A 26,998-nucleotide genomic window follows, 5' to 3' on the forward strand; every position below is an offset into this window, starting at 1 on the left:
CTTGTACTCGTCACACAGGCATGATCACGAGCGGCTGCTCTCTTTGTGCCCGCTTCCCATCACAAGATCGCAACGGCCTATCGCGCATCCGTGCTGGTCACACTGCGAATGGTGACTGCCGTACTAGGCACTCTCGGAGCGGGTCGACGGTGATGCTTTCGTCGACGGCGCCGACAGTGTTATGCCGGGCTACTAAGCCAATCCAGACAAGATGTCGAGGTGGGTGACTGAGGTCCTCCTCGTTGTTGTCCTGACTCAGTACCAGGACCATCTGTGGTCCAGTAACTGGACCGGTTCGCCTGATCCCTTTTGGAAGAGCCTTAGTCAGGCGCTGCTCCACCCTTAACTTGGCGCGTATGGAGGCAAGTTCTCCAGATGTAAGAGTCACTATGTAGGCCACGCACAGAGCGTAGTAGAGTTGCGCTGGTTCGGTAGACACGTCAATGCTTCTAGCTACGCAGAAGCATTGAGTGAGCTTGTTCCGCTTCTGACGGATACCTTTGATGTGGTGGTCAGGCCGCGAGGGCGGCCTTGTGATCATTGGGACTAACGTACCTAGGCTGCTGTGAAGCCGATGCAGGTGAAGCCTGTCCGCCGCCATGGTCGGCCTGCTTCGATATCTATCGGAAGCCCACCTTAGCGGACAATCCGCGAGCATTTGTCATGGCCTCCGCCGGCCGGTGTCTGGCAATGGCGGCAATTTCGATCCTTGACGCACACGCCGCGGCTGCGGTGGTTGCAACTGATGGTGAGTTGGGCGGCGCGGGGATCATGATCAAGTCTGAGCTCAAACGACGGCGAGCGGCACTGGCGAGTCTCCCTGGGGCACGGTATATAGCGCCCCAGGGATCGATCGCCACCATTTGCCCGTGGCCTATAACGGTTACGAGGACGTATGTGCCGCCGTAGGCGTCGCGATCATACCGGTCGTTGAAGTCCGGGAGATGGAGACGATCTCCAGGCGTGCGCCCATCCCCTCCAACGCCGTCGCCGTGTGCAGCAGCGAGACCTTGGCGAAGGCGAACAGGGACTTGGGGGTCAGAGGCACCCCGTCCTTGAGCAGGATGCCGTAAACGAGGGTCGGCGAGCTGAACGACGCGTCCAGAGGGTGGCCGGGGGCGAGCGCGTCGAGCTTGGCGAGGAACTTCTCACGGGCCTCGAGGTCGTAGCGCAGGGTCTCGATGGCAACACGACCCTGCGCGAAGAGATGGTTCAGCGCGGCGGTCTTGTCGGCCTTCTTGACACAGATGAACTGACCAGCCGGCCCGAGGACGTCGCCGAGTTCGAGGCCACCGCCACGCAGGCGCTTGGTGCGGATGGTGTCCTTGTCGAGCAACACGTACCCATCCTGGTCGGCGACCTGCTCGTTGTACCAGCCCTCGTCGTGGTCCTTGCGCTTGGTCCAGGGCGGCATCGTGACGCTGGTGGGGCGAGCCAGGAGTTCAGTGATCCGACGTTCGATGACAACGAGGTACTCCGTGCCGATCTCGTACCACCGCCCCTGCCAGTAGAAGTAGTGGACGACCCCGTCGGGCACCTCGGCAGTGAGCCAGTGGTCGGACGGGATCTTGCTGCTGATCGGCTCAGCGCCATCGGCGTCGGCGAACATCTGGATACGGCCTTCGCGCAGCGAAGGCAAGCGGTCCCCCTGTGGCTTGCGCTGAACAGCTGCAACGAACTGGTCGATATCGAGCTCGGTGTGAAACTGTGATCTCCCCGCAAGCGTCACCTTGAAGGACTCAGCGAACTCGAATCGGTCCCGGCACACGCTGGGCACAGCCAGCGCCATGTGGTTCACTTCGCCCGCGCCGAGCATGGCGTCGAGGCGGGCGTCGAGGAACTGCGCCTGCTCGGATTTCGGGCTGAGCGGACGGACCTGGGTGATGAACTCGAATTCCGGCAGCGGATTGGGGCGGGCGCACACCTCCTCGATCTGCTGGAGGTCGTGCAGCAGGGCGGCGGGCGTGCTGCCGAGATGAAGCTTGACCGAGCGGTCGTTGCCGGTCACGTGCGCAGGCCGGGTGCGGTCCTGGGTGAAGGTGAGCGGGACGTCGGCGATCTGACCAGAGATCTGGCTGACGATCTCTCCGAACTGCTCGATGCCGAAGCCGCGGATGTGCTCCCCAGTGGTGGCGGAATTCTCGTCGGTCCGGCCTCGGGCGTCCATGACCTGGCGGCGGACCTTGGTGATGCGGTCCTCGTTCAAACAGCGGACGGCGAACTCAATGCCGAATCCAGGGTCGATTCGGATCGGATCAACCATCAAGTGGCCCATGCCGTACGTAAGGCCGTAGACCGCCTGCTCGGTACGGACCAGGAGGAGGGCGAGAGCCGTCCGGTTCTCCTCTGCGACGGGCTGCCCGGTCAGGGCGCTAAGCGCGTCGCACCAGTCGGCCGGGCCGGGGGCGATCGTGCCGGAGACGAGCAGGCCAGAGATCCCGTCCTGGTCGATCTGGCGGGCCTTAAAGCCTTCGCGGTCCAGGTAACGCGGCAGGACGAACGAGCGCAGGTCTTCGTGCTCAATTGGACCGGTGCCGCGCAGCCGGTAGAGCGAGGTCTTGCGGGTAGTCGGCGGCTTCTTGACCCTCTTGGCAGCGGCAGGGACGTCGAGCTTCTCAGTGATCACGTAAGTCCTCGTCTGGAGTGCGGGGTCCGGACAGTCCGGACACATCGGGGAGGGCAGGGTCGGTACTTCTCGGGATGGGAGCAGGCTCGCGCTCTACGGGAGCAGTCGACAGCGGATGTTCACAGCCATGGACTCACTGGCGACCCCTGCCTTGATGCCTGGCAGGACCAGGCACTCGTCGCGTATGTAATCCGTGACTCAAGATGACCAATGGAAGATTTTCCGCCTTGTGCGAGTTAACGTAACCTCTTCTGTGAACGTTTGCAACCTATGACATCAATGTTCACAACGGTCTTGTTGGTAGAGGAATGGCGCTGTAACGTTGCTGCCATGAGTCCCGATGAGCACGACGAGCTAACGGCTGCCGCGATCGCGCGACTGGCCAACGTTGGCCGTGCCGCTGTAGCGAACTGGCGTCGCCGATATTCGGACTTCCCGAAGCCGGTCGGCGGCAGCCAGCACAGCCCAACGTTCTCGCGGGTCGAAGTCGAGGCATGGCTTAAGAAGACCGGGAAGGGTGACCAGTTGGCGACGGCCGGCCGTACCGACACCGGCACGCAACGTCTCGACGACCTGTCAGCCATCCTGGATGGCCACCGCCATGGCCGGATACGGCGAGTCCCCGAGCGGATGTTCGAGCGCAGCATCGCCGACCTGACCTCAGGCCAATTGCTGGCCAGGGTGATGGTGTCGCTGTTGCCCCGTTCGACGGCTGCTGCCCGACCGGCGGGCACCAACGATGCTGGTGCGCCCGCCGTGCTTGATCCGGCGTGCTTCAACGCCACGCTACTGATGGCCGTCGCCGACCGCTTTGGTGACAGTGTCAAGCTCGCCGGGCAGGAGATCCAGGAGTCGGCTGCTGCGGTCGCCGCGCTGAATCTGCGCAGTAACGCCCTCGGTATGCCGTATGAGATCTATACCGGCGACTCTCTGCTGGACAACCAGCTCGACATGTACCTGGGCGCGGCTGCGGCCGTCGTCTGCGAGCCACCCTTCGACATGCCGCAGTGGCCTTCGATCGAGCTGGCTACTGATCCGCGCTGGGAGTTCGGCATTCCGGCCCCCCGCGACAGCGAGTTGGCCTGGGTTCAGCACTGTTACGCGCACTTGAGACCGCGCGGCGTGGCTGTCATCGCTGTGACGCCACGCACTTGTGTTCAGCAATCCGGGCAGCACATCCGCGCGGCACTGGTGCGCTCCGGCGCCCTGCGAGACGTGATCGCGCTGCCGAAGGGGATGGGCTCGGTGCCCGACATCTATCTCTGGGTCCTGCAACGGCCTTACGGTGCTCCCGACTATCAGGCAGTGCGGATGGTCGACCTGTCAAGCCTGGGTGACGCGGCCGACGTCCCTCAGGAGTTCGCCGCATGGCAGCGGCTGTTCGACGATGCCGACTCGACGATCTCCCAGGCTGTTCCACGCCTGGAGCTCCTCGACGGCGACGTCAACCTCCTGCCTTCCCGCTATATCGCCACGGATATCGAGGCGAGTGCTGACGACTTCACCCGCGTCACCAGTCGGCTGCAAGCCCTCTACGCACGCGTCGGCCAAGGCATGCCGCGCTTCGCCGCGCCTATGTCCCCGACCCGCCACTCATACGTCACCCTCGGCGAGTTGGAGCGTGCCGGTGTGCTGACGATCCGTTCCCGCGAGGCTACCCCGCGCGCCGGCGATCTGCTGGTGCGGACTCTCGGCCGGCCACCGGTCATCGCGACCGGTACGGCTGACGATGACACTGGTGTCGCGCAGGTCGTCGAGATCGATGCCGCCCGCTTGGACGCGCACTTCCTCGCGACCTTCCTGCGTACCGACGCCAACGCACTACCCGTGGCCAACACCCTTGGAGCGCTCAGCCGCGAGGACCTGCGCCGCTGCCGTGTTCCCCGCCTAACTCTGGCCGAACAGCGGCGCTACGGCGACGCGTTCCGCCATCTGCAACTGCTGGAAGGCGTGTTCGCGGCGCTGGCGAAGGCGAGTGCCAACGTGATCGACCAGACCGTTCACGGACTGACCACCGGCGTTCTGGCACCGGACTTCACCGTGATGAAGAACACTGATGACGCCAATGCTGCTGACGAGGAGACGAGAAAGCTGTGACCTCAGGACCCACGCACACCAAGATGGCGAGCGATATCTGGTCGGTCGCCGACCTGCTGCGCGGAGACTACAAACGCCACGAGTACGGTCAGGTGATCCTGCCGTTCACGTTGCTGCGGCGGCTGGACGCAGTGATGGCCCCGACGCGGGAGGCAGTGCGTGCTCGCGATGCTTCACTCGACATCCAGAACAAGGAGCGGCTGCTGGAGATCGCGGCGAAGTTGCCCTTCTACAACACCTCCGAGCAGGACTTCTCGACGATCGCCTCCGACTCGCAGAACGTTGCTAAGAACCTCCGTGACTACATCAACGGATTCTCTCCGAACGTCCGGAAGATCCTGGCCCGCTTCGACCTGGACAATGAAATCACCCGACTGGCAGGCGCGAAGATCCTCTATCAGGTCGTCGGCAGGTTCGCCGCGATGCACGACCTCGACAAGCTGTCCAACCACGACATGGGTTACGTCTTCGAGCACCTGATCCGCAAGTTCGCGGAGGACTCCAACGAGACCGCCGGTGAGCACTTCACCCCGCGTGAAGTCATCAAACTGATGGTTAATCTGCTGATCGCTCCAGATGCCGACACTATCGCCGGCGAGGGCCAGGTCATCAACATCCTCGACCCGGCCTGCGGCACCGGCGGAATGCTGACAGCGGCCGAGGACCACATCAAGTCGATCAACCCGAAGGCCGAGATCTACCTTTTCGGCCAGGAGCTGAACGCGGAGTCGTGGGCGGTTTGCCAGTCGGACATGCTGATGCGCAACCAACGTGGCCGTATCCACTTCGGCAACTCCTTCAGCGATGACGGCCACCCGGACAAAAAGTTCGACTACATGCTGGCCAACCCTCCCTTCGGCGTGGAGTGGAAGAAGGTTAAGGACACAGTAGAGGCCGAAGCCGAGCTCGGCCACGCCGGCCGCTTCGGTGCCGGTACGCCGCGTATTAATGACGGCTCATTCCTGTTCCTGCTGCACATGATCTCGAAGATGGAGCCGGTCGAGGGCAAGGGAGCACGCCTCGGGATCGTATTCAACGGCTCCCCTCTGTTCACCGGCGCGGCCGAGTCCGGCGAGTCGAAGATCCGCCAGTGGATCCTGGAGAACGACTGGCTGGAGGGCATAGTCGCTCTGCCGGACCAGCTGTTCTACAACACCGGCATCTCCACGTACTTCTGGATCCTGTCCAACCGCAAGGCCAAGAAGCTACGCGGCAAGGTGATCCTGCTCGACGCTCGCGACCAGTGGGAGAAGATGCGCAAGTCCTTCGGCGACAAGCGCAAGCAGATCAGCGACGACCAGATCAAGCACATCACCGAGCTGTATGTCGACGCTGTTGGGGTCGCCGCGGACGCCGAGCACCCGGACCACGGCAAGGTGAAAGTCTTCGCTACCCGCGACTTCGGCTACCACCGCATCACCATCGAACGTCCTCTCAAGCTGCGCTTCGAGATCGCCGAGGACACGCTGGCCGCACTGGAGAGCTCGAAGGCGCTGGCCAAGTGGAGCGGGCGGGAGGCGCTGATCGCGGCACTGCGCGGCTCGGTCGGCTCGGTGTGGTGGACCAAGAAGGAAGCGACGGACGCACTTCACGCGGCCGCTGTGGCAGGCGGCGCACAGTGGCCAGGCACGGCGGCGCTGCTCAAGGGTCTCTGGGGCGCGGTGTCTGTGTCCGACCCCGAAGGCGAGGTGCAGAAGGCTAAGGATGGGACGGTGCTGCCGGACCCGGACCTGCGCGACTACGAGAACGTCCCACTGGACGAGGATATCGACGCCTACTTCGCCCGCGAAGTCACCCCGCATGTCCCGGACGCGTGGATCGACTATGACAAAACCAAGGTCGGCTACGAGATCCCGTTCACACGCCACTTCTACGTGTACACGCCGCCGCGGCCGCTCGCGGAAATCGACGCCGAGCTGCGCGAGCTTGAGACGCAGATTCAGAAGCTGCTTGGCGAGGTGACGGGGTGAGCACGCCTTCCACATGGATGCGAACGCGCGTCGATCGCGTAGCGACTGTCAATGCGCGGATCGGATGGAAAGCGCTAACGGCCAGCGAGTATCAGCCTGGCGGCTATGTGTTCCTCGCGACCCCAAACATCAAGTCCGAGTCTATCGACTTCGAAAACGTCAACTACATCAGTGAGTACAGGTATGAAGAATCTCCAGAGCTGAAGCTCAAAGTCGGTGACGTCCTTCTAGCTAAGGATGGCAACACGCTTGGGATCACCAACGTGGTTCGTGACCTTCCAAGGCCAACCACGGTGAACGGATCGATCGCAGTTCTTCGAGCGTTTGACATCGAGCCGCGCTTCCTGCGCTACTCGCTTGCGAGCAGCGCTACACAAGATGTGATCGACGCAATCAAGGGCGGCATGGGGGTACCGCACCTGTTCCAGTGGGACATCAAGCGACTGCCACTAGCCCTTCCACCCCTCGAGGAGCAGCGCCGTATCGCCGACTTCCTGGACGCCGAGACGGCCCGGATTGATCGGCTTGCGGCGGCCCAACAGTCGGTGGTATCGCTGATTCAGGAACGCCGTAGGCGAGTGCTAGACGATGTTCTCATCCCCCTGAGACTTAGACAGGAAAGCCCAGCCTCCTGGCGTCCGCTCGGCTACCTTACCGAGTACAGCCGTCCGATCATGTACGGCATCGTCCTGCCGGGACCAAACGTCGAAGATGGCGTTCCCATCGTCAAGGGCGGTGACGTGGCGGCAGGCCGCCTATCACTAGCGCGGCTCAACAAGACAACGCGCGAGATCGAGGCCAGCTATGTGCGATCTCGACTTCGAGCTGGTGATCTCGTTATCGCGATTCGTGGCAGCGTCGGTGAGGTAGCAATGGTCCCTGAAGAGGTCGCAGGGGCTAACCTCACGCAAGATGCTGCTCGTATTGCACCAGGGCCGGATGTTCATGGAAGATGGCTTGAATTGATCCTTCAGACACCCACGCTCGAGGCTCAGATTCGCAGCCGTATTACAGGCGCTACTGTAAAGGGAATCAATATCTGGGACTTGCGTAGAGTTTCCGTGCCGCAAGTCAATTTCGAGGACCAACTAAGAGCCGTGAAGCAAGCAGATGTGACGCTTGCGGTCATGAGCGATCTTACGAGTGCGACTGAGCATCAACTCATACTCCTCGCAGAACGCCGCCAAGCCCTGATCACCGCCGCCGTCACCGGCCAGATCGACGTCACGACTGCACGCCGTGTGCCCCCATCTGAAGGTGCGTCCGTATGATCCCTGGGAGCCTTGCCGAGTACGCCTTCGAGTCCCGCGTCGAGGCCGAGCTGGTTGCGCGCGGCTGGTCGCGCGCGCACGGCACTTTCAACGTCGAGCTGGGCATTGACCCTGGTGAGATGTACCGGTTCATCGGCGCGACACAGCAGAAGAACTGGGACCGGCTCGTCGGCTTCTACGGCGGCGATCAGGCGACCGCCCAGCGCCAGTTCGCCCAGCGCGTCGCCGCCGAGATCGACGCACGCGGTGTGCTGGACGTGTTGCGCCAGGGCGTGCGCGACCGGGGGGTGCAGATCGATCTGGCCTATTTCCGGCCTGGTCACACCTTGGCCGCTAACGCCCTCGCCGAGTACGACGCGAACGTGCTGACGGTTGCGCGGCAGCTGCACTACAGCGTGCGCCACCCGCACCGGTCACTCGACATGGCGCTCTTCGTCAACGGGTTGCCCGCCGCCACCGTCGAGTTGAAGAACCCGAACACCGGGCAGAGCGCCGATCATGCCATCGCGCAGTACCGGCTCGACCGCGACCCGAACGACGTGTTCCTGGCGAAGCGAGCGCTGGTCCACTTTGCCGTGGACCCTGACCGCGCCTTCATCACCACGCGGCTGCGCGGCAATGATACGGAGTTCCTGCCGTTCAATGTCGGCTCCAATGGCCCCGGTGTGGCCGGAGGGGCCGGTAACCCGCCGGCTGCCCCCGGGTCCTACAGCGTCGCCTACCTGTGGGAGCAGATCTGGCAGCGCGACAACTGGCTAGAGATCTTGCACCGGTTCATCCATATCAAGGTGCCGGACAAGAGGGGTGTGAAGGAGAACCCGCACACTTCACCGCGCATCTTCCCGCGCTACCACCAGTGGGACGCGGTACAGAAGATGGTCGCCCACGCGCAGGCAAACGGAGCCGGGCACAACTACCTGATCCAGCACTCGGCAGGCTCCGGCAAGTCGAACACAATCGCCTGGCTGACACATCGCCTCTCAAACTTGTTCGACGCCGGTAACCAGCCGATTTTCCACAAGATCATCGTGATTACAGATCGGGTCGTACTCGACCGGCAGCTGCAAAGGACCATCTTCCAGTTCGACCACACACCCGGCGTCGTCAAGAAGATCGACACAGACTCGACGCAGCTCGCCGCGGCCCTTGACGACTCCACCTCAAAGATCGTCATCAGCACCCTGCAGATGTACCCCTTCGTGCTGAAGAAGATCGCCGACATGGGCTTGGCTGGCAAGCGATACGCGGTCGTCATCGACGAAGCGCACTCCTCGCAGGGTGGTGAGTCTGCGATCCAGCTCAAGCAGGCGCTCGGAGCGAACGCGACACCACGCGAGGAAGACGAGGACGATGCGGAATACATGACGCGGGTGCGCGGCAAGCAGCCGAACCTGTCATACTTCGCGTTCACAGCCACTCCGAAGTCGCCGACGCTGAAGCTGTTCGGCACCTTCGACCCGGACCGTGTGAACCCGCGCACCAGTGAGAAGGGCATGTATGTGCCCTTCCATGTTTACTCGATGCGGCAGGCGATCGATGAGGGCTACATCCTCGACGTGCTGGCCAACTACATCACGTACGACACCAAGTGGCGTCTGCGCAACGCCGCAGTCGAGCAGGTCGAGTCGCGCATCAGCAACCCGGAGGTCGACGCGGCCAAGGCGAAGGCGAAGCTAGTCCGTCTCGCCGAATTGCACCCGAAATCAATGGAGCAGAAGGCGAGGCTGATCGTCGATGACTTCCAGGAGAAGATCGCGGGAAGGCTCGGTGGACGTGCCAAGGCGATGGTCGTAACCAGCAGCCGTCAGCACGCGCTCGACCTGTACCAAGCGATCCGCAGCTATGTCGCGCTACGCGGGTACACAGGTTGTGGCACGCTCGTCGCATTCTCCGGGCAACTGAAGGACGATGCGGGCCTGGAGTTCACCGAAGCGCAGCTCAACGGCATCCCCGAGAGTCAGCTGCCGGACCGGTTCGCATACTCCAAGGCCGAGGATCCGCAGGCGGTCGCGCGCAATCAGGACGAGTATCGGCTTCTGGTCGTTGCGGAGAAGTATCAAACTGGCTTTGATCAGCCGCTTCTGTGCGCAATGTACGTCGATAAGCCTCTGACCGGTGTCGCAGCCGTGCAGACCCTCTCGCGGCTCAATCGGATCCATCCGCTTAAGTCTCAGGACGACGTTCATGTTCTCGACTTCGCCAACCAGGCCGCCGACATCCAAGCCGCGTTCGAGGATTGGTTCGAGACGACGATTACCGAGCCGAGCGACCCGAACCTGCTCTACACCAAGCAACGCGAGGTGATGGAGTACGAGCTGCTGGTCGCATCGGAGATGGAGGCGTTCATCAGGGTCCTCGCTGCGGCCGGGCCGGGGCGGATGCCCGACGCAGCGGAGCGCAAGCTCCATGCCGAGCTACACGAATACCTGAAGCCGGCACTCGACCGCTTCGACGCGCTCGAGACCGACGACGAGCGTGAGGGCTTCCGCGGCGCGGTGCAGGACTACGTGCGCGCCTACAGCCTCGTCGCACAGATCGTCGACTGGGGAGACAGGGATCTCGAACGCCTCTACCAGTACGGGAGGATCCTGCTGATCCGCCTGCCCGGGAGGCCTTCGACTTCTATCGATATTGGGGACGCGGACCTGAGCCACTTCCGGCTGGAATTCACAGGACAGCATAACGTGTCGCTGTCAGCCGTCGGCGACCGTGATGTACGGGGCCATGCCGCTGATAGCGGCGGCTATCGGGAACCGGAGGTGAAGCCGCTATCGGAGGTGATCGACGAGCTGAACGAACGGTTTGGACTGGATCTGGACACTTCCGACCAGATCCTCGTTTATCAGCAAGTCGTAGGCCTAATCGAGGATACGGCGATGCAGCAGATCGCGCTCATGAACGACGAGGTCCGGTTTGGGCAAGTCGCCGACGACCGGCTCGACGATATCGTCGCGGAAAATTCCGAGCGTAACACCGGGTTCATGAAACTGTATTTCGACAATAACGAGTTCCGGAAGGCGATCAAGGAGGCGGCGCGTAAGCGCGCATACAGGATTATCACGGAACCAGCGCGGGACGAGGCGCTGGCGCGGTTGCGCGCGGAGATGCTGCGAGAGACCGGTGATCAGGCCGGACAGTGACCGCCCGTCCCAACGGTTACCGCTTCAAGAGGATCAGCAAAGGGTTTGATCTCTGGGTAGGGGTGGTGGAGCTTGAAGAACGAGACCGGTCAGCCCGTCGAAAGACGTCTGCTGGCGGGACGCTACCGCGTAGACGGGTCACTGGGACGTGGCGGCATGAGCGAGGTCTTCCACGGCTACGACGAGCGTTTGGACCGGCGCGTCGCGATCAAGCTGTTACGGCCCTCGTCTCACGGGGCGATCCCCGCTGCACCGGACAGCCCGGAGGCAGCGGAGATCCTCGACGCTCTGGAGCGCGACCGCAGGCGGTTCCTGCGCGAGATCCGCACTACGGCCCAGCTGGAGCACCCAGGCACTCCAGCAGTTTATGACACGGGCATCGACACGGCCTCCGACGGCAGCACGCAACTGTGGCTCGTCATGCAACTGCTACGTGGCTCAACGCTGGAATCGATGCTCGACCGCACGGACTACCTCACCGCTGCGCCAAGTGTGCCATGGGCAGCGTCGATCGCTGCACAGATCGCGGCGGTCCTAACCGACGTGCACCGGGTCGATATCGTCCATCGTGACATCAAGCCGGCCAATGTGATGCTCGTCGACGGCGGCCTGGTAAAGGTGCTCGACTTCGGCATCGCGATCCTGCGTGGGGCTGGGGCGCTACCGCGGCTGACACAGGTCGATCGGACTGTTGGCACACCGCCTTACATGTCGCCAGAGCAGTGTCTCGGTCAGGCGGTGACCTCCGCATCGGACATCTACTCGCTCGGCTGCCTGCTGTGTGAGCTGCTGACCGGTGATGTGCCGTTCCACGAGACGACCGATACGCCATTGCGCGCCCACCACATACAGTCGCCTGCGCCGTCGGTGCGGGTGCGGCGCCGGGACGTTCCAACGGCACTCGACGCGCTGGTTTCGTCAATGCTGACGAAGGACCCAGCGGCGCGACCGTCGGCGGGGGCAGTCTACGAGGCATTGCTGCCGTTGGTGACCACAGCGGGCAACTTATCTGGGAACGACGAAAGCCGTGACCCGACGCGCCCTTTCCGCCGACCGCTACTGGCCTCGGCCAAGCGTCAGGAACAGAGCACCGGCCGGGGCAAGCTCACCGAGGGCGCAGCCGAAGAGCTGAGGGCTAATGTCCAGGCACTACTGGACAACGACCGGCCGTCCGAGGCGATCAGGCTCCTTGAGGATGGGGTCGCACGTGCCGCCCACAACTCGTTTCTGGAGTTGCGCTTGCGTCACTTCCTGGCCGCCGCACAGTTCTACGCTGGCGAGTACACGCGCGCCGCATCACTGTTCGAAGTCGTCGGACGCGACTACCGCAGGCATCTCCCCCCGACCGACTCGTACGTACTCGACTGCTCCTACCACGCAGGCCACGCCTATGCCGAGATTGGCAAGCCTGACAAGGCCCTACCACAGCTGCGGTTCTACGTGCAGAACGCCAACGCCTCGGCGAACGACGACACGGCAGACCAGATCCGTGAGTCGCGCTTTGTCATCGCCCAGATGCTCGCAAGCTCCGGACGTCCGGACGAAGCGCTAACGGAGCTCAAAGCCGTTCGCTCTCTTCTGGCCGATGCCTTCGGCACCGACTCAACCCAGGTGCGAAACCTCGACAAGCAGATCAATCTGCTGGAGCTTACCCCCGGGAAGGTGAAGCCATCTGAAGCGATGGAGACACCTTGAGCGAACTTCTTCCTGAGGGGACTGCCCTGAACCCCGTCCAGGTGGTGTCCCGCGGAGTGGTGGATCAACGATCTCGTCGTGCATTGCCGACCTGGGCAAACAAGGCTGAGCGGGTGAGAAACTACACCGCTCTGCGGGACGTCACCGCTCAGTCCGCGCGAAGGCCCCTCCACGAGATCAGTGGCGATCTGGTCCGGCTTGGCGCGCCGCCACTTCGGCTGGCCGCTGATGCCGGCCAAGCCCGCGCGGTGCATGAGTAACTCCGCTGCTCCGTGGCTGACCACAACGTGGTGGCCCAGCCGCAGCTCGGCGTGTACCCACCAGGCCGCCCCATAGGTCCCGCGGGAGCGCTTGTGGATCTTGCCAGGGGTAGTAGCCGGGACATCGTGAGCCAGCTCGGTCACCTTACGACCCGCCTCGACCAGGTCCAGCACCTTGCGCCGGAACTCGGGCGGGTAGCCCCGTCGTCCCATGCCACTTTCCTCTCATCGAGTGGCGCAGGAATCCAGTAATCCACCTCCGCTCAACCCGGGACACACCACCACACGAAAGCCGAAGCGGCTCACTCCGGAAGTTAGACAATCGCCTGACGCGCAGACGTATGTGGTAAAGCTCTGAAGAATGCACGCGTAGTATGACACTCCAAAATCAGGATGTCACGCCAAAACCAACCAATAGTCATTAACGATCTTTAGTGTGGCGTCCATATTATTCATTGAACCCCATGTTCCAAAGAAGTTGGAGAGAAAGAGTCAAACTCCGTATGCTCCATTTGACATTTTCTCTTCTAATTGCTCTAGTCTGAAGACATGGTATCTGAGCGGGACAAGTCTCCAGAAGACATGGGATCTCAGCGCGATAAACCCAAAACCGAGGTCAGACTTGCGCTTGTGCTAAATGGCGGAGTGAGTCTTGCGGTCTGGATGGGCGGCGTAGCACATGAGCTTGATCTCCTTCGTCGCGCATCTCGCAGCGGCGATTCAGCAGAAGGCTTGCGTCAACAAGACAAACCTGTCTTCGAGTTCTGGAGAGACCTATCTTGTAAAACAAACAATCGCGTACTGGTCGATATAGTTGCCGGCACGTCAGCTGGCGGCCTGAACGGCATGCTCTTGGCTACTGCCATAGGGAGAGGAACCGCCCTACCTTACCTCCGCGAGACATGGGTGAGGTCAGCGGATCTCGACGAGCTACTCAAGCCATCCACCCCTCAGCAGAACAGTCTACTTAACGGCGTTTTTTTCGAAGAAGAAGTTAGGAAGACGCTGAATGAAATCGAGGAAAAGCCGGCCAAAAAAGAGCCCGTGATCCTATTCATGACGGCCACTGCCCTTGATGGACGGTGTCGTTCCTTTAAGGATGCAAGCGGTGGACAGTTCGACGTTCGCGATCATCGCCGCCTTTATCGCTTTGAGAGCGACAAAGAAGCCGTGGTTTACAAGCTCTCTGGTGATAGATGGGACATAAAACCAGCCCCTAGGGACGATTTTGCCCGCGCCAAGACAAACGTCCTTGCTAGGGCGGCGCGCGCTAGCGCCAGCTACCCTGCGGCTTTCGCCCCAGTGAATGAAGAACTACTGGTTGAGGGAGGTTACCGCGAGCATCCAAAACCCAGCTTCAATTATCCGGCGAGCTGCGTCATGGATGGTGGTATTCTTAACAACGCCCCCTTCGGGCCTGTTCTTGAAGCAATTGCAGAGCGACGGCTTGACGCTCCTGTCCGTCGTATTGTCGTATACGTAGTGCCATCGGCTGGTCGCGACGAAGAATACCCGACCGACCGGCCCTGTAAAGAAGTTCCTTTCACTACTGCGGCATGGAACGCTATACAATACCCTCAGGAGGCGGATTTTCGCTCAAGTACCGATATTTTGTCGGCTACGCTGCGTAATAGCACTCGCGACGCACAGCAGGAGCTGTTTAGGGAAGTTTTCAACGAACTAGGCATGCTTCCTCGTCAGAAGGGCGCAATGGAGAGTGCAGCAGAAGGAATATTCTCCCATTATCGCGACAATAGGGCTGTTGCGGCAACCTGGCTGGCGCGCTCTCGACTAGCTGAAGTGGAAGCCGTTACTTCTCTCGTTGCGGCGCCACGCGTAGACGCTAAAAGGGTGTTGGCTAAGAACCCTGTATGGATCCCAAAGGATCAGTCAGACCTACACCCCAATCTCGACGATTGGTCTTGGGGCATCATCACTGCCGAAAGGCTACTTCAGGTCCTCCGGAACGACATACATGACTTTCTCAAACATGAATCAGACGAGCAAAAGCAGGAAGCGCTGAGGAGAGCGACAAGAGAGATTAGCTACAAACTAAGAAATGTACTTGCAATAAAGGACGCTATAACTCTGCAACTCTCTGAGTGTCGGCCATCGAGAAGCGATCTCACGGACGAGGAGGTTGCTGAACACCTAAACAGCGTAATGGAAAAATTGAAAACTCGCCAAAAGGTAGGCGCCTACATAAGGGAGGCTAGCGTCGAATACGCCGAAACCATGGCCGGCGTCGGTGCTCACAATCCTCGGCGGAGCGCCGATGATGCTATAACGGCTTACCTTATCGTAGAAGTTCTCATACAGGCATTCTCTCCTGCCGCCAGAATGATCGAGCCCCTTACGCCGAGATTTGAGTTCCTGCGACTTGCGCCGAATGCATCCAGTCCACTATTCCACCGTGATCAATTTGCCGGACTAGGAGATCGAAAACTATACGGTATCCGCCTTCGCCACTTTGGCGCTTTCGTCAACCCGGAATGGCGAAGGTCCGATTTCACGTGGGGGCGTCTAGACGCAGCGCACCACCTGCTCCGGTTGTTCATAAAAGGAGATGAGGAGCGACAGCAACAGGAAATTGAGCTCCACAAGCGAATCCTCGCTGCAGAGGCTCGTGTTCAGCCCGGAAAGAGTCCTCTTGAATCTGGACGCCAGCAAATGACAAGCAACCTGATAGATCTGAGCAGGTCGGATCGTAGGCTCATTAAGAACCTTCTTGACACACAGCAGGGTAAGGCGCAACTACAACAAGTTATCTTGCGTCTCTTGGAATTGGCTGGCGCCTCTGCCGATAGCGCTCGTACCGAGAATCTCAACAAGGCAGGGCGTTTCCTAGTGAAATGGATCAAGCGCGCCCGTCCGTTGATAGTGCGAAACGACTCTGCTCTGTCACGAAGCGAGCGCAACTCGCTTGCTCGTCGAATGACGAATAAGGTACGGGCTGCCGCGTGGAATGCATTCTATAATGATCCTCGCAAAGTGCCAGCATCAGTCATCGGTGCAGTCCAGGCTCGTTTTGTGCTAGGTATATTTACTGTAGTTCTTGTGTGGCGCCTCTTTAGACGGCGAGCGAAAAAGTGTTGAGGAAGCCGCTCTGCACGTTGGGAGGGAGTCCAGCCCGGCGGATCGGCTACAGTATTCAGTTGGCGCCCCAGGAGCCTGAAACCTTAGACCCAGTGTGTGACTTGGGTTGGTGTATGAGCTGAGCTGCGGTCTCCCAGAAGTTCGTGCAACGAAGCTTGTGCTCTACAGGAGGTTGCAGAAAGTCTGGTCGGAGGGCCAGCGCTGCTGCTCAACCGTGTGAGGCTGTAGCGGATGTTTAGGCGGATTGCTGTACTTGCCTGCTGTATGGCGGACTAAAGTACAGCAACCCGCGTATCCGGTGGCAAGCGGACCCGGAGCGCAGGGCCGCTAGGCCCGAGCACCGGAAGCCGCGCGGCAGCCGATCGCCCTGGCCGGTTCGAAGAGCGCCGAAGTGGGCGATCGTCACGGCGTTAAGTGATGACTTCTGGCGGCCTCCGGCGCGCCGGGCGGTGCGTGCCCGGACCGGCCGGAGAGCCGCAGCCGGGCACGCAGACCGGCTGGCGCGCCCGGCGGACCGCGAAGCGGGCCGCCCTTGAAATCGTAGAGAAACTTCTCATCCAGTCAGCCTGTCATGCCTGTCATGCCTCTGAGCTGCGGTTATGCTGCCGTGGATCTTGTGGCAGGGCATGGGGTGGTAGCCAGCCTCAGAGGGCTCCGGCGTTCTGCCGTGCGGTGAAGAAGGCGTCGAGTTCGGCCTGTTGCGCACTGTCGAAGGCTTGCTTGGGCAGGAAGGCAGCGAACTGCTTGTTTATGAAAAACAGCCAGAACTCTGGAGTGGTCACGATCTGTCTGAACATGGACCACTGCATCGTGGTGGTGTACTGGTCGGCCCGGCACTCGTACCCGTCACTGGTCACCCGAATCGTCGTGGGCATGCACATGTAGGTGAGCTGTCGCCTGGCGATCCGGCGGAGCGTCCGGGTCGCCGCGAAGGGAGCCGCGACCGCTGCGACGACCATGCCTGCACCCATGATGACGGCATCGGCCAGGATGCAAACGATTCCTGCCACGACCAAGACCGAGGGGAGGGTCCGATAGACCGCGGTGAGTTGCCGTTTGAGGCCTTGGTGAAGCGCTCGCGCCACTTCGTCGGGAGCGGGTTCGTATCTGACCGTGAAGTCCACCGTGCCGCCTTCGTCTGAGGTGCCGATCATCATTCACGGCCCCGCCCCATGTCGCAACTCCCGTGTCTGGTCAGCCGAAGGGCCGTTCCATATGGGCTGTTGCTGTCGCTGGTTCAGCCGATGTGCGGGCCGCCTCCTTGGAGGTAGTGGCTGATCCTCAGCCGCATGGAGCGGTGCATGCCGTAGTTAGCGAGCTCGTGCCGCGGAACCCAGCGCACTTCCCGAGACTCCGTGCTCGGCGTCGGCTGGCCGCTGATGGCCCGGGCCGTGAGGACGAGGGAGAACTCCTGTCGGATCTCGTCGTTGCTGGTGTAGTGGATGACGTGGCGGGGGTCGCTGTAGGTGCCGACCAGTCCCGTGATCTCGCACGTGATCCCAGTTTCTTCCAAGGTCTCCCGGATGGCTGCCTGAGGGATCGACTCGCCGAGGTCGATGGCGCCACCCGGTAGTGCCCAGTTGTCGTTGTCGCTGCGGCGGATCAGCAGCAGCTCGCCGGCGTCGTTGGTGACCACGACGTTCACGGAGGGGACAAGACTGTTCGGGGCAGGCGCGCTCGGGTCGGCGTAGTAGTCGATCCGCTGGCTCACGTCACGGGAGCCTACTCCGCCGAGGGCCTGTCGTTGAGACCATCGGCGTCCTTGCTCTATTCGGCCTCGCTGCCGGCCTTAACGAAGCTGCCCAGGTTGGGGACGGTGTAGACCTTGCCGGCGTCTCTGAGGCGTTCCATCGCCTTACGTATGGTTGGGCGGGCGACTCCGAACTCTTCCATGAGCTTGACTTCGGAGATCTTGAACTTGGGTCCCCACTCGCCCGAGTCGATGCGCGCGATGAGGACTTCGAGGATCTGCTCCCAGCGGGAACGGTCCTCGTCGAACTCCCAGGTGCGCGTGTGCTCGACATATCTAGCCACGGTATGAGAGTAGGAGGGCGTTTCACGGCCCTTCACGGCGGATCGTGGAGCTCCATGGAGCTACACGGAGTAGACAGGGGATTACAGGCTTGCTAGCTTGGAGGTATGGCGTTGGTGAGCGAAGGTCCAGGGCCCCTCCGGGTGGGGCTGTGCATGTGCGCTCCGGCTGGCCGCCCCGTGAGAGTGCACCATGCGACTGGAGATGGCTACTCGCTCACCAGCGCCTGTTCATCGATCGCGGTCTCCGTGGGCACAGCCGGCGCCACGTTGACGATCGCGCGTTACGAAGGACGGTGAGACCTGTGGCAGATTTCGGCGACTTTCACGGCACGCACCCCGCCTCGCCTCGTCCGGATGCAGTGCGAGTGAGGTGGGCCCCCGTCCAGAGGCGCACGGATCGGGTCCGAATCCGGGACTACACCTGCGAATGCCTGTCTCTGGTCTTCGAGCAGTGCCGGGCTGGCGGGCAGGGATTCGTACGACGGTATGACCGCTCCGTCTTTCCTTGGGTCGTGGCCGAGAGTCCCTGGGTGAAGGTCGGCGACGCCGAGGCCCTGTGGCGACAGCTCATGAGCGGGCATGCGAGGTGACGACGCGCCGAGCCTCGCAGTTTGCGCACACGTAGCGTCACAATGCACAACTGATCTGTGACGAGCGTTTCCGCAGGTCGAAGGCCGACCTGCGGTTTCGCATGCCCTTCGACTGGCAGTTTTTCTGCCAGTGATGCTGGTCACCCGCCTTATCGTCGAAGCAAGCGACGGCGAGGGAGGGGCTCGGACGTGGCAACAGAGCATGTGACGCAGGGCCAGCGGATCGCGCGGGCTCGTCATCGCAAGGGTTGGGATCAAGCCACCCTCGCAGAGAAGATCGGCCGATCCGTCTCCTGGCTGTCGAAAGTGGAGAACGGACGACTGCCCTTGGACCGTATGAGCGTGGTCGGGCAGCTCGCCGAGGTGCTCGGGGTGGAGGTCGCCGAGCTCACGGGTCAGCCATATCGGCACGAGACGACGGAACTCGACTCCGGGCACGCGGCGGTTCCGGGGCTACGGCTGGCGCTTCAGCAGGCTTCACTGCCCAGCGGGGTCTTGCTGCGGGCGCCCAGAGAACCGCGGTCGCTGCAGGAGCTTGAGGCGAACGTCCGCCTTGCCGAGCAGCTCCGCCAGGACGCCAAGTTCACTGCGCTGGGGGAGGTGTTGCCCAGCATTCTTACTGATCTCATAGCCATCACCAACGACTCGTCCGGCGAGCGCGATCGGGCCGAAGCGTTGATGCTGCGGGCCTGTCACATGGCGCGGGTGTCGTCCAACCTGCTGGGGCATCACGACCTCGGCTGGACTGCCGTACAGCGTGAGCTGGTCGCTGCTCAACGGGTCGGCGCCCCTGACCTGGTCGCCGCGGCGAGCTGGGATCTGTGCGGTGTGTGGCTGCACGAGGCGCAGCTCGACCCCGCCAAAGACGCGGCGCTGTCGGCGCTCGATCAGATCGAACCGCAGGTGGGCGGAGACGACACGATCAAGGCGATGTGGGGTGCGCTGCACCTGCGGGCAGCCGTGGCGTACTCCCGCCTCTGGGATCAACGAGAGGCCGAGAGCCATCTTGAGGAGGCTCGCCGGGTCGCCGAAGTACTGCCACGGGACGGCAACGTCTTTCAGACGCAGTTCAACCAGGTGAACACGACGATCCACGCGGTTGAGGTCAGCATGGAGCTGGGCCGGCCGCGCGAGGTCATCACCCGCGCCGAACACGTCGAGATCGCTCAGATCGCCTCGTCCGAACGCCAGGCCCATTACTGGACCTGCACCGCGGCGGGCTATCACATGAACAGAAAGGACAATGAAGCGGCAGACGCTCTGCTCCGTGCCGACCGGATAGCTCCTCAACATGTCCGGAACCGTCCGTTGGTCCGTAACATCGTGCGCGACCTGCGAGACAGCGGCAAGCTGCATCGTCAGCGCGAGATCCTCAACCTCGCAAAGGTGATGCGGTTGCTCTGAGCACGACAACGGAGGGCTATCCGCGCAATGGCTCCCCACCCGTCAGGTAACCCGGGAGCGCTTCGGCGTCCTGCCTACACAATGGGGTGGTACGTGGGTCTCAGTGAGATCGAACGACAGATCTTGCTACGCGAGCTGGCGGAGATCACGGTCGACTTGGCCGAACTCCAACGGCGCACAGTAAGGATCACTTCTCGGCTTGATCAGGACGAGTCCGAGCGTCTAGCTCGTCCAGCCTGACCGTTAGCTTCTGCACGTGCTGACGGATCTCGCTTAGCTGCTCGGAGATGATGCGGAACTCTTCGCTGTGCTCGCCAGGGGTTGGGCCGGCGGTCTCGTCGTCGGGGGCCCGGCTGACGAAGCTGCCGGCTCCCTGGCGGGTCTCGATGAGTCCCTCGTCGCGGAGGACGGCCAAGGCGTTGCCGATGGTCATCATGGCAACGCCGTACCGGTCCGCCAGTTCGCGGGCCACGGGGAGGCGCTCCCCGACCGCGTATCGGCCGGATGCGATGTCGCGCCGGATGTCCTCGGCGATCCGCAGGTACGGCCGGCGGCGGTCGGTTGCCATAGCCCAACTTTAACGGCTCTAGATGCCTAGGTCTCTGGGCAACCTGTAAGCAATTTCAAGCCAAGTTAGCTATCTTGGTTTACAGAGCTAGATACCTAGGTATCTTTGTATCTAGAACACCACTTCAGAAGGAGACCAGCTCTCGTGCGTACCATCCCGATCCCCGTCGACACCTCCAAGCTCGTCATCACCTGCGTGAAGGCGCCCAAGCCGCGCCTGCTCAACAAGGACACCGGCGAGATCAAGACCGACAAGAACGGCAACACCGTCTACGAGGTCACCGTCTCGGTCGAAGACGAGTTCGGCCGGATCGAACTCGTCAAGATCGGTACCTCAGGGGAGCCCCCGATCAGTGCCGGTCAGCAGGTCAACCCGACCGGCCTGGTTGGGTACGTCTGGGAGATCGCCGGGCGGTGGGGCATCTCCTACCGCGCCGCCGCGCTCCTACCGGTGGACACGGAGCCGCTCCGTGTCTGACACCACGCTCCTCATGCTCGGAGTCCTGGCCGCTGTTGCGGCCGGGCTCTGGGCCTGGCGCCGCTGGCACTACCCGTCGTTCTGGCTGGTCGTCGCCTTCCCACTAACCGCGATCAGCGTACGGGCGAGCTGGCGCAAGGTCGCCCTCGGCTGCAACCTCACCAAGAAGCGGCAGCGCTTCTGGTTCACCACCGTCCCCGGCCTGGTCGCCTCGACCGGTGTCGTCCGGGTCAGGCGCAAGTGGCAGCGCATCGCCGTGGACACCAAGCCGTTCATGTGGCTGCCCAAGCCCACCCGGTACGGCTGGCGGGTCACCCTGCACACCCTTGAGGGCCAGATCCCCGCCGACTACTCCGACGCAGCCGAACGGCTCGCACACTCCTGGGGCGTACACGCGATCCGGGTCTCGTCCTCTCGTCCGGGACGGGTCGTCCTGTCCGCCACCGTCCGCGATCCGCTCGTCCGGGTCGAGACCTTGCCCACCTCACCCGAGTTGCTCAAGGTCATCGTGGGCCGTCTGGAGACCGGTGGTCCGTGGATCATCGATTTCAAGACCGTCCCGCACTACATCAACGCCGGGGCGACGCAGTCCGGCAAGTCCAACCTCGCCAACGCCCTGGTCCAAGGGCTCGCTCCGCAACCGGTCGCGCTGGTCGGCTTCGACCTCAAGGGCGGCGTGGAGTTCACCCCGTACAGCCCTCGCCTGTCGGCGCTGGGCACCACACGAGGTGAGTGCACCGGCCTGCTCGATGACCTCGTCAACCTGATGACCAGCCGCATGGCCCAGTGCCGCGAGGCAGGCGCCCGCAACATCTGGCAACTCCCGGACGACCAGCGGCCCGTGCCTGTCGTCGTCCTGGTCGACGAGTTGGCCGAGCTGTACCTGATGGCCGACAAGAGCGAGAAAGACGAGATCGCCAAGACCTCAACCGCGCTCCTGCGAGTGGCCCAGCTCGGACGGGCCTTCGGCATCTACCTGTTCTGCTGCGGCCAACGCATCGGCTCCGACCTCGGCCCCGGAGTCACCGCCCTGCGCGCTCAGTGCTCCGGGCGGATCTGCCACCGGGTCAACGACCCCGAAACCGCCACCATGACCCTCGGCGATCTTGACCCCGCCGCGCTCGCCTCGGCTCGGGCCATCCCCGCCGAGACGCCGGGTGTCGCGATCGTCGCCTCCCAGGACGGCCAGTGGTACCGCGCTCGCTCCTTCTACGTCAGCGAGCAAGCCGCCGAACACGCCGCCACGACCTACACCGACCGCACTCCGCCCTGGGCGGATGTCATCTCCGGCCACACCACGCCCATGACCGACGCCGACCTCGCCGAGTTCCTCGACTCCATCCCGGACCCAAGAGAGGCCTGAGACCGATGCGACGCTTCGCCCGCTGGCTGCTCGACACCGGCCCCGTCCTCGTCCTGGCCCTCATCGCCGGAGCCGGGTCCTTCACCCACATCCGCGACACCGCCAGCGAACACGGACAGTCCGGCTGGATGGCCTGGGCGATCGCCGTCTGTATCGACCTCACCTGCGTCATGGCCGCTCGCGAGCGCCAACGCGACAAGAAGACCGGCCGTCAGCGACGCGGCCTGATCTCCTGGCCCGTCCTCGTCCTGACCGGCGGCATCGTCCTATCCCTGGCCGCCAACCTGCAACAAGCCGACCCGACCGTGTGGGGCTGGATCACCGCAGCCACCCCAGCAGCAGCCTTCCTCGTCGCCGTCTCCATGCTCGAACGCCGGACGTCCGGCCCTCGTCCCGAGCCGTCCCCGGAGGCTTTCCAGTCCTCCCCGATCGACGTCTCGTCCCGTCCTCATCCGGACGAACCGCCAGCCGTCCCTGCTAATGATCGTCCCGCTCTCGTCCCGGCTGAGGACGACGAGGACGACAGACCAGGACCGTCCCCGGCGCTGATCGACTACGCCCGCCGAGTGGCTGACGAACACCACGCCAGGCACGGCAAGCCCATCACCCGCGACGTTCTCCGCGCCCGCCTGGGCGTATCCAACCAACTCGCTTCCGACCTGCTCCGCACTCTGCGAACCGTCCCAGAGACCACCTGAAAGGCAGACCGCCATGCACAACGACCGAGACGCCCTCATCGCCGGACTCATCGCCCTGGCTGGCTTCCTCAAAGCCAACTCCCAGGTACCGACTTCGGTAGCAATCGTCACCATCCGCGCCTTCCCCGCCAACGGCCCCGACGACCAGATGCGCGCCGAGGTCGACAAGGTCGCCGCCCTGCTCGGCACGGAGATCGACCCCGACCACCTGCCTCACGGCCACTACATGACCGGCATCGACTTCGGACCGGTCCGCTACGAGTTCACCGCCATCCTCGCCGCCGCTCGCGCCCGTCACGCCGCCGTAGACAGCTACCGCGACTGCATCCGGACCGACAACACCCAGGAGCAATGACCATGCGCATCCGCCTCGAAGGCAACCGCGCCGAACTCACCCTCGGCATGGTCCACCTACGCCAGTTCTTCACGGTCACGTCCATGTCGCGGGCTTTCCCCGCCAGGAACCGACCGCGGCACTACCGCATCTACCTCACGATCACCCCGCGCCAGAGTCGCTGACCATGGCACCGGAAGAGCCCTGGACCGCTTGGTCCCAATTCCTCGCCGCCGTCCCGCTCGCGTACGGCTGCTGCTGCACCTGCAACGGCTCGGGCCTCGACGGAGACGGCGACACCTGCCGCGACTGCCATGGCACCGGCATCGACAACCACGGCGCATAGCCGAGACCCCCTCACCTGGCCACACAACCGCCAAGTTCCGCGCCAGGTGAGGGGCCATCCCACCAGATCGCATCCGGATAGGACGGATCCATCTTGCACCACCCACACGCCATAGCCGGGATGATCTCCCGACTCCATGACCCTGACTACAACCGCTGGGCCTGCCAGATCAAGCGCACCGGCGGCTGCCGCCAGCCCATCCACCTACGCGGCAAGGTCGAACACTACGACCAAGCCACCGGCCAACTCCTACACCGCTACAGCACCACCACCGAACCCAACGGCATCCTGCGCGTGCCGTGCAAGACCCGTCGCGCCTCGCGCTGCCCGGCCTGCGCCGAGGTCTACCGCGCCGACACCTACCAACTCGTCCGCGCCGGCCTCGTCGGAGGCAAAGGCGTCCCCGAGACGGTCAACTCGCACCCGTGCCTGTTCGTCACCCTCACCGCCCCCTCCTTCGGCGCCGTCCACGCGCGGCGAGAGAAGAACGGCAAGGCCCTGCCCTGCCACGCCCGCCGCAACGCCGAAACGTGCCCGCATGGGCAGACGATGTCCTGCACCGACCGACACAGCGCAGACGATCCCCGACTCGGAGAGTCACTGTGCCCCGACTGCTACGACTACGACGGCTCGGTCCTGTTCAACGCCATCAGCCCCGAGCTCTGGCGCCGCTTCACGCTCGCCCTGCGCCGCCGCTTCGCCAGGCTCAACGGCCTGACCGTCAAGGCCCTGCGCGAGCACGTCAGCATCGCCTTCGCCAAGGTCGCCGAATACCAACGCCGCGGCGTCGTCCACTTCCACGCTGTCATCCGCCTCGACGGGCCGGACGGCCCGGACACACCGCCTCCAGCATGGGCGACGGCGGACGCGCTCAACCAAGCCGTCCAGCACGCAGCCGCCGCAGTGACAGCAGAGGTCAAGCCACTGGGCCGCGCCTTCCAGTGGGGGACCCAACTCGACAGCCGCCGCATCACCATGGATGGGGATCTCACTGACCAGGCCGTCGCCGCCTACATCGCCAAGTACGCCACGAAAGCAGCCGAATGTGTCGGCACTCTGGACCGGCGCATCCAACCCCTCGACGACTTGAGCGCTCTCCCGGTACGCGAACACGCCCGCCAGTTGATCGCCGCCTGCATGCGCCTGGGCAACCACCCCGGCCTGGCCGAACTCCGACTCACCCACTGGGCCCACATGCTCGGCTTCCGCGGCCACTTCTCCACCAAGAGCCGCCACTACTCCACCACCCTCGGCGAACTCCGCGCCGCCCGCGAAGAACACATGCGCGCCGAAGAGATCTCCACCGGACGGCTTCCTCTGTTCGAGGAGGACACCGTCCTCGTCGTCGCCCACTGGCAATACGCCGGACAAGGGCTCTCCATAGGCGAACAGCTCCTCGCCGCGGCCATCACCGGCGTCCGCCTTCCACAGATCGGTGGTGATCCTCGATGAGTAGCAGAAGCGACGAGTTGCTGACCGTTCCTGAGGTCCTCGCCGAACTGGGCGGAGTCTCCCGCCGCACCTTCTACCGGTGGCGCGAGCTCGGCCGCGCGCCGGTCTGCGTTCAACTGCCCAACCTCGAACTCCGCGTCTGGCGGAGCGACCTCATCGCCTGGCTCGACTCTCGACGGGAGGCCGCGTGAACACCACCTACGACGTGAAGTTCAGCCAGATCCAGCAGCGCTCCAACCGCGGTGCACTGGTCTATGTCGCCCGCTGGCGGGTCGCTGGCAAGGAGAGATCGAAGAGCTTCCGCACCAAGGGACTGGCCAACGCCTTCATGTCCGACCTTCGGCAGGCGGCCAAGGCGGGGGAGGAGTTCGACATCGCCAGCGGCCTGCCGGTATCGATGCTCGCGCCGGAAGCCTCCGGGCCGTCGTTCCTGGAGTTTGCCCAGTCGTACGTGCTTCGGCGCTGGAACACCTCGGCGGGCCGGACGCGCGAGACCGACGCGTACGCGCTCCTGACGCTGATCCCGGCCCTGGTGGCCGACGCACCGCGCCATCCCTCCGCGGAGGAACTGCGTGAGGTCCTCAGAATTCACGTCCTCCTGCCAGAGAAGAGGCGGGCCGAGCTGACTAGGGCTCAAGCTGCGGCGTTGAGCTGGCTGGAGAGGGCGTCCCTTCCATTGGCGGCACTGGGGGAGGCGCACGTTCTTCGTACCGCGCTGAACGCCATCTCGGTCACCTTCGCCGGTGCTCCGGCAGGGGCGAACACGGTGCGACGGAAGCGCTCCGTTCTGCATCACCTCCTGGCGCACGCGGTGGAGGAGAAGGTGTTCAGCAGCAACCCGCTGGACGGGATCAAATGGACGGCGCCGAAGGCCCTGACGATCGTTGACCCCCGCACGGTGGTCAACCCAGCCCAAGCGCGACAGCTCCTCGACGCCATCCCCCAGGTGGGCCGCCAGCGCGGTGTCCGGCTCAAGGCACTGTTCGCCTGCATCTACTACGCCGCCCTCCGGCCGGAGGAGGCGGCCGACCTGCGGTTGAGAAACTGCACGCTGCCGGAGACAGGCTGGGGCGTGATCGTCCTGGAGAAGGCGCGCCCTCAGGGGACGAAGCGCTGGACCAACTCTGGCGAGACGCACGAGTCGCGCTGCCTGAAGCACCGCGCGGACAAGGAGACGCGAGAGATCCCGATCCCGCCCGTCCTGGTCGCCATGCTCCGCGAGCACATTGCCACGTACGGCACCGCCAAGGACGGCAGGATCTTCCGCACGGGCACCGGTGGCTCCTACTCCAGCTCGGCGTACTCCTACGTCTGGCAGGAAGCCCGCAAACTCGCCCTCACCCCGGAACAGATCGCGTCCTCGCTGGCCGCCAGACCGTACGACCTCCGTCACGCGGCGGTCTCGCTTTGGCTGAACGTGGGTGTCCCGGCCGTCGAGGTCGCCAAGCGCGCCGGTCACAGCGTTGATGTCCTGCTGCGCGTCTACGCCAAGTGCATCGACGGCCAGCAAGAGCAGATCAACGGCAAGATCAACGATGCCTTGAACGGATAGCGCAGGTCTATCCGCCTTCGGCCCC

At 63.2% G+C, this 26,998-nt stretch carries 21 protein-coding genes; 16 read left to right on the forward strand and 5 right to left on the reverse strand.

The features are described from left to right. Window positions 1-883 precede the first annotated feature (883 nt). On the reverse strand, window positions 884-2,626 hold the full coding sequence (locus EJK15_RS41385) for a DUF6119 family protein (protein ID WP_240777549.1): 1,743 nt from the start codon (window positions 2,624-2,626) through the stop codon (window positions 884-886). Between the two features lie 330 nt (window positions 2,627-2,956). Between EJK15_RS41385 and EJK15_RS41390 the strand changes: the two genes are divergently transcribed. From EJK15_RS41390 to EJK15_RS41415, 6 genes are all read left to right on the forward strand, one after another. Beyond that, window positions 2,957-4,723 carry an N-6 DNA methylase gene (locus EJK15_RS41390; RefSeq protein ID WP_138715937.1) on the forward strand — a complete coding sequence of 589 codons (1,767 nt, stop codon included), beginning with the start codon at window positions 2,957-2,959 and terminating at the stop codon, window positions 4,721-4,723. A 23-nt stretch (window positions 4,724-4,746) separates the two neighbouring features. Beyond that, window positions 4,747-6,693, forward strand: coding sequence for a type I restriction-modification system subunit M (locus EJK15_RS41395; protein WP_138715958.1), 1,947 nt, complete (start codon window positions 4,747-4,749; stop codon window positions 6,691-6,693). After that, on the forward strand, window positions 6,690-7,964 hold the full coding sequence (locus tag EJK15_RS41400; RefSeq protein WP_206061420.1) for a restriction endonuclease subunit S: 1,275 nt from the start codon (window positions 6,690-6,692) through the stop codon (window positions 7,962-7,964). Before EJK15_RS41395 ends, EJK15_RS41400 begins: the two co-directional genes overlap by 4 nt. Next, on the forward strand, window positions 7,961-11,104 hold the full coding sequence (locus EJK15_RS41405) for a type I restriction endonuclease subunit R (protein ID WP_138715938.1): 3,144 nt from the start codon (window positions 7,961-7,963) through the stop codon (window positions 11,102-11,104). Before EJK15_RS41400 ends, EJK15_RS41405 begins: the two co-directional genes overlap by 4 nt. A gap of 72 nt (window positions 11,105-11,176) precedes the next feature. Next, window positions 11,177-12,799 carry a serine/threonine-protein kinase gene (locus EJK15_RS41410; RefSeq protein WP_206061421.1) on the forward strand — a complete coding sequence of 541 codons (1,623 nt, stop codon included), beginning with the start codon at window positions 11,177-11,179 and terminating at the stop codon, window positions 12,797-12,799. Window positions 12,800-13,608: 809 nt separating this feature from the next. Beyond that, the gene (locus EJK15_RS41415; protein ID WP_138715939.1) at window positions 13,609-16,155 is read left to right on the forward strand and encodes a DUF3376 domain-containing protein; all 2,547 of its coding nucleotides are present in this window, start codon (window positions 13,609-13,611) and stop codon (window positions 16,153-16,155) included. A 644-nt stretch (window positions 16,156-16,799) separates the two neighbouring features. Here EJK15_RS41415 and EJK15_RS41420 read toward each other — a convergent pair. The 3 genes from EJK15_RS41420 to EJK15_RS41430 form a co-directional block, all read right to left on the reverse strand. Beyond that, on the reverse strand, window positions 16,800-17,312 hold the full coding sequence (locus EJK15_RS41420) for a YcxB family protein (protein WP_138715940.1): 513 nt from the start codon (window positions 17,310-17,312) through the stop codon (window positions 16,800-16,802). Window positions 17,313-17,392: 80 nt separating this feature from the next. Then, window positions 17,393-17,866, reverse strand: coding sequence for an NUDIX hydrolase (locus EJK15_RS41425; RefSeq protein ID WP_138715941.1), 474 nt, complete (start codon window positions 17,864-17,866; stop codon window positions 17,393-17,395). Window positions 17,867-17,922: 56 nt separating this feature from the next. After that, window positions 17,923-18,189 (reverse strand): GntR family transcriptional regulator, encoded by a 267-nt coding sequence (locus EJK15_RS41430; protein ID WP_138715942.1) that lies wholly within the window; start codon window positions 18,187-18,189, stop codon window positions 17,923-17,925. Between the two features lie 779 nt (window positions 18,190-18,968). On the opposite strand from EJK15_RS41430, the gene EJK15_RS41435 reads away from it, so the two are divergent. After that, window positions 18,969-20,183, forward strand: coding sequence for a helix-turn-helix domain-containing protein (locus EJK15_RS41435; RefSeq protein WP_171074830.1), 1,215 nt, complete (start codon window positions 18,969-18,971; stop codon window positions 20,181-20,183). A gap of 187 nt (window positions 20,184-20,370) precedes the next feature. On the opposite strand, the gene EJK15_RS41440 is transcribed toward EJK15_RS41435, so the two are convergent. Continuing rightward, on the reverse strand, window positions 20,371-20,751 hold the full coding sequence (locus tag EJK15_RS41440) for a GntR family transcriptional regulator (RefSeq protein ID WP_138715944.1): 381 nt from the start codon (window positions 20,749-20,751) through the stop codon (window positions 20,371-20,373). Between the two features lie 144 nt (window positions 20,752-20,895). On the opposite strand from EJK15_RS41440, the gene EJK15_RS41445 reads away from it, so the two are divergent. The 9 genes from EJK15_RS41445 to EJK15_RS41475 all read left to right on the forward strand — a co-directional run bounded on the left by EJK15_RS41445 (window position 20,896) and on the right by EJK15_RS41475 (window position 26,973). After that, window positions 20,896-21,228, forward strand: coding sequence for an SCO3933 family regulatory protein (locus EJK15_RS41445; RefSeq protein ID WP_138715945.1), 333 nt, complete (start codon window positions 20,896-20,898; stop codon window positions 21,226-21,228). 13 nt (window positions 21,229-21,241) lie between these two features. Beyond that, window positions 21,242-22,591 carry an FtsK/SpoIIIE domain-containing protein gene (locus EJK15_RS41450; protein WP_138715961.1) on the forward strand — a complete coding sequence of 450 codons (1,350 nt, stop codon included), beginning with the start codon at window positions 21,242-21,244 and terminating at the stop codon, window positions 22,589-22,591. Between the two features lie 5 nt (window positions 22,592-22,596). Then, window positions 22,597-23,289 (forward strand): DUF2637 domain-containing protein, encoded by a 693-nt coding sequence (locus EJK15_RS41455; RefSeq protein ID WP_138715946.1) that lies wholly within the window; start codon window positions 22,597-22,599, stop codon window positions 23,287-23,289. Between the two features lie 13 nt (window positions 23,290-23,302). Beyond that, complete coding sequence (locus tag EJK15_RS41460; RefSeq protein WP_138715947.1) at window positions 23,303-23,644, forward strand: hypothetical protein; 342 nt, start codon at window positions 23,303-23,305, stop codon at window positions 23,642-23,644. Then, window positions 23,641-23,808, forward strand: a complete 168-nt coding sequence (locus EJK15_RS71280) for a hypothetical protein (RefSeq protein ID WP_171074831.1) — start codon at window positions 23,641-23,643, stop codon at window positions 23,806-23,808. The genes EJK15_RS41460 and EJK15_RS71280 overlap by 4 nt, the downstream gene beginning before the upstream one ends. A gap of 2 nt (window positions 23,809-23,810) precedes the next feature. Beyond that, a complete protein-coding gene (locus EJK15_RS71285; protein WP_171074832.1) occupies window positions 23,811-23,969 on the forward strand; it encodes a hypothetical protein in 159 nt (52 codons plus the stop codon). Window positions 23,970-24,089: 120 nt separating this feature from the next. Further along, complete coding sequence (locus EJK15_RS41465) at window positions 24,090-25,421, forward strand: replication initiator (RefSeq protein WP_138715948.1); 1,332 nt, start codon at window positions 24,090-24,092, stop codon at window positions 25,419-25,421. Further along, entirely contained in the window at window positions 25,418-25,612 is a 195-nt protein-coding gene (locus EJK15_RS41470) for a helix-turn-helix transcriptional regulator (RefSeq protein WP_138715949.1), read from the forward strand. Before EJK15_RS41465 ends, EJK15_RS41470 begins: the two co-directional genes overlap by 4 nt. Next, window positions 25,609-26,973 (forward strand): tyrosine-type recombinase/integrase, encoded by a 1,365-nt coding sequence (locus EJK15_RS41475; RefSeq protein ID WP_138715950.1) that lies wholly within the window; start codon window positions 25,609-25,611, stop codon window positions 26,971-26,973. The genes EJK15_RS41470 and EJK15_RS41475 overlap by 4 nt, the downstream gene beginning before the upstream one ends. Window positions 26,974-26,998 lie beyond the last annotated feature (25 nt).

This window comes from Nonomuraea basaltis, assembly GCF_005893125.1.
In the GTDB taxonomy this organism is placed as follows: domain Bacteria; phylum Actinomycetota; class Actinomycetes; order Streptosporangiales; family Streptosporangiaceae; genus Nonomuraea; species Nonomuraea basaltis.

Coding starts and splice junctions, on each gene's coding strand:
- EJK15_RS41390 (WP_138715937.1), top strand. CDS start 2,957: ATGAGTCCCGATGAGCACGACGAGCTAACGGCTGCCGCGATCGCGCGA.
- EJK15_RS41395 (WP_138715958.1), top strand. CDS start 4,747: ATGGCGAGCGATATCTGGTCGGTCGCCGACCTGCTGCGCGGAGACTAC.
- EJK15_RS41405 (WP_138715938.1), top strand. CDS start 7,961: ATGATCCCTGGGAGCCTTGCCGAGTACGCCTTCGAGTCCCGCGTCGAG.
- EJK15_RS41415 (WP_138715939.1), top strand. CDS start 13,609: ATGGTATCTGAGCGGGACAAGTCTCCAGAAGACATGGGATCTCAGCGC.
- EJK15_RS41420 (WP_138715940.1), bottom strand. CDS start 17,312: ATGATGATCGGCACCTCAGACGAAGGCGGCACGGTGGACTTCACGGTC.
- EJK15_RS41440 (WP_138715944.1), bottom strand. CDS start 20,751: ATGGCAACCGACCGCCGCCGGCCGTACCTGCGGATCGCCGAGGACATC.
- EJK15_RS41450 (WP_138715961.1), top strand. CDS start 21,242: ATGCTCGGAGTCCTGGCCGCTGTTGCGGCCGGGCTCTGGGCCTGGCGC.
- EJK15_RS41455 (WP_138715946.1), top strand. CDS start 22,597: ATGCGACGCTTCGCCCGCTGGCTGCTCGACACCGGCCCCGTCCTCGTC.
- EJK15_RS41460 (WP_138715947.1), top strand. CDS start 23,303: ATGCACAACGACCGAGACGCCCTCATCGCCGGACTCATCGCCCTGGCT.
- EJK15_RS71280 (WP_171074831.1), top strand. CDS start 23,641: ATGACCATGCGCATCCGCCTCGAAGGCAACCGCGCCGAACTCACCCTC.
- EJK15_RS71285 (WP_171074832.1), top strand. CDS start 23,811: ATGGCACCGGAAGAGCCCTGGACCGCTTGGTCCCAATTCCTCGCCGCC.
- EJK15_RS41465 (WP_138715948.1), top strand. CDS start 24,090: ATGATCTCCCGACTCCATGACCCTGACTACAACCGCTGGGCCTGCCAG.
- EJK15_RS41470 (WP_138715949.1), top strand. CDS start 25,418: ATGAGTAGCAGAAGCGACGAGTTGCTGACCGTTCCTGAGGTCCTCGCC.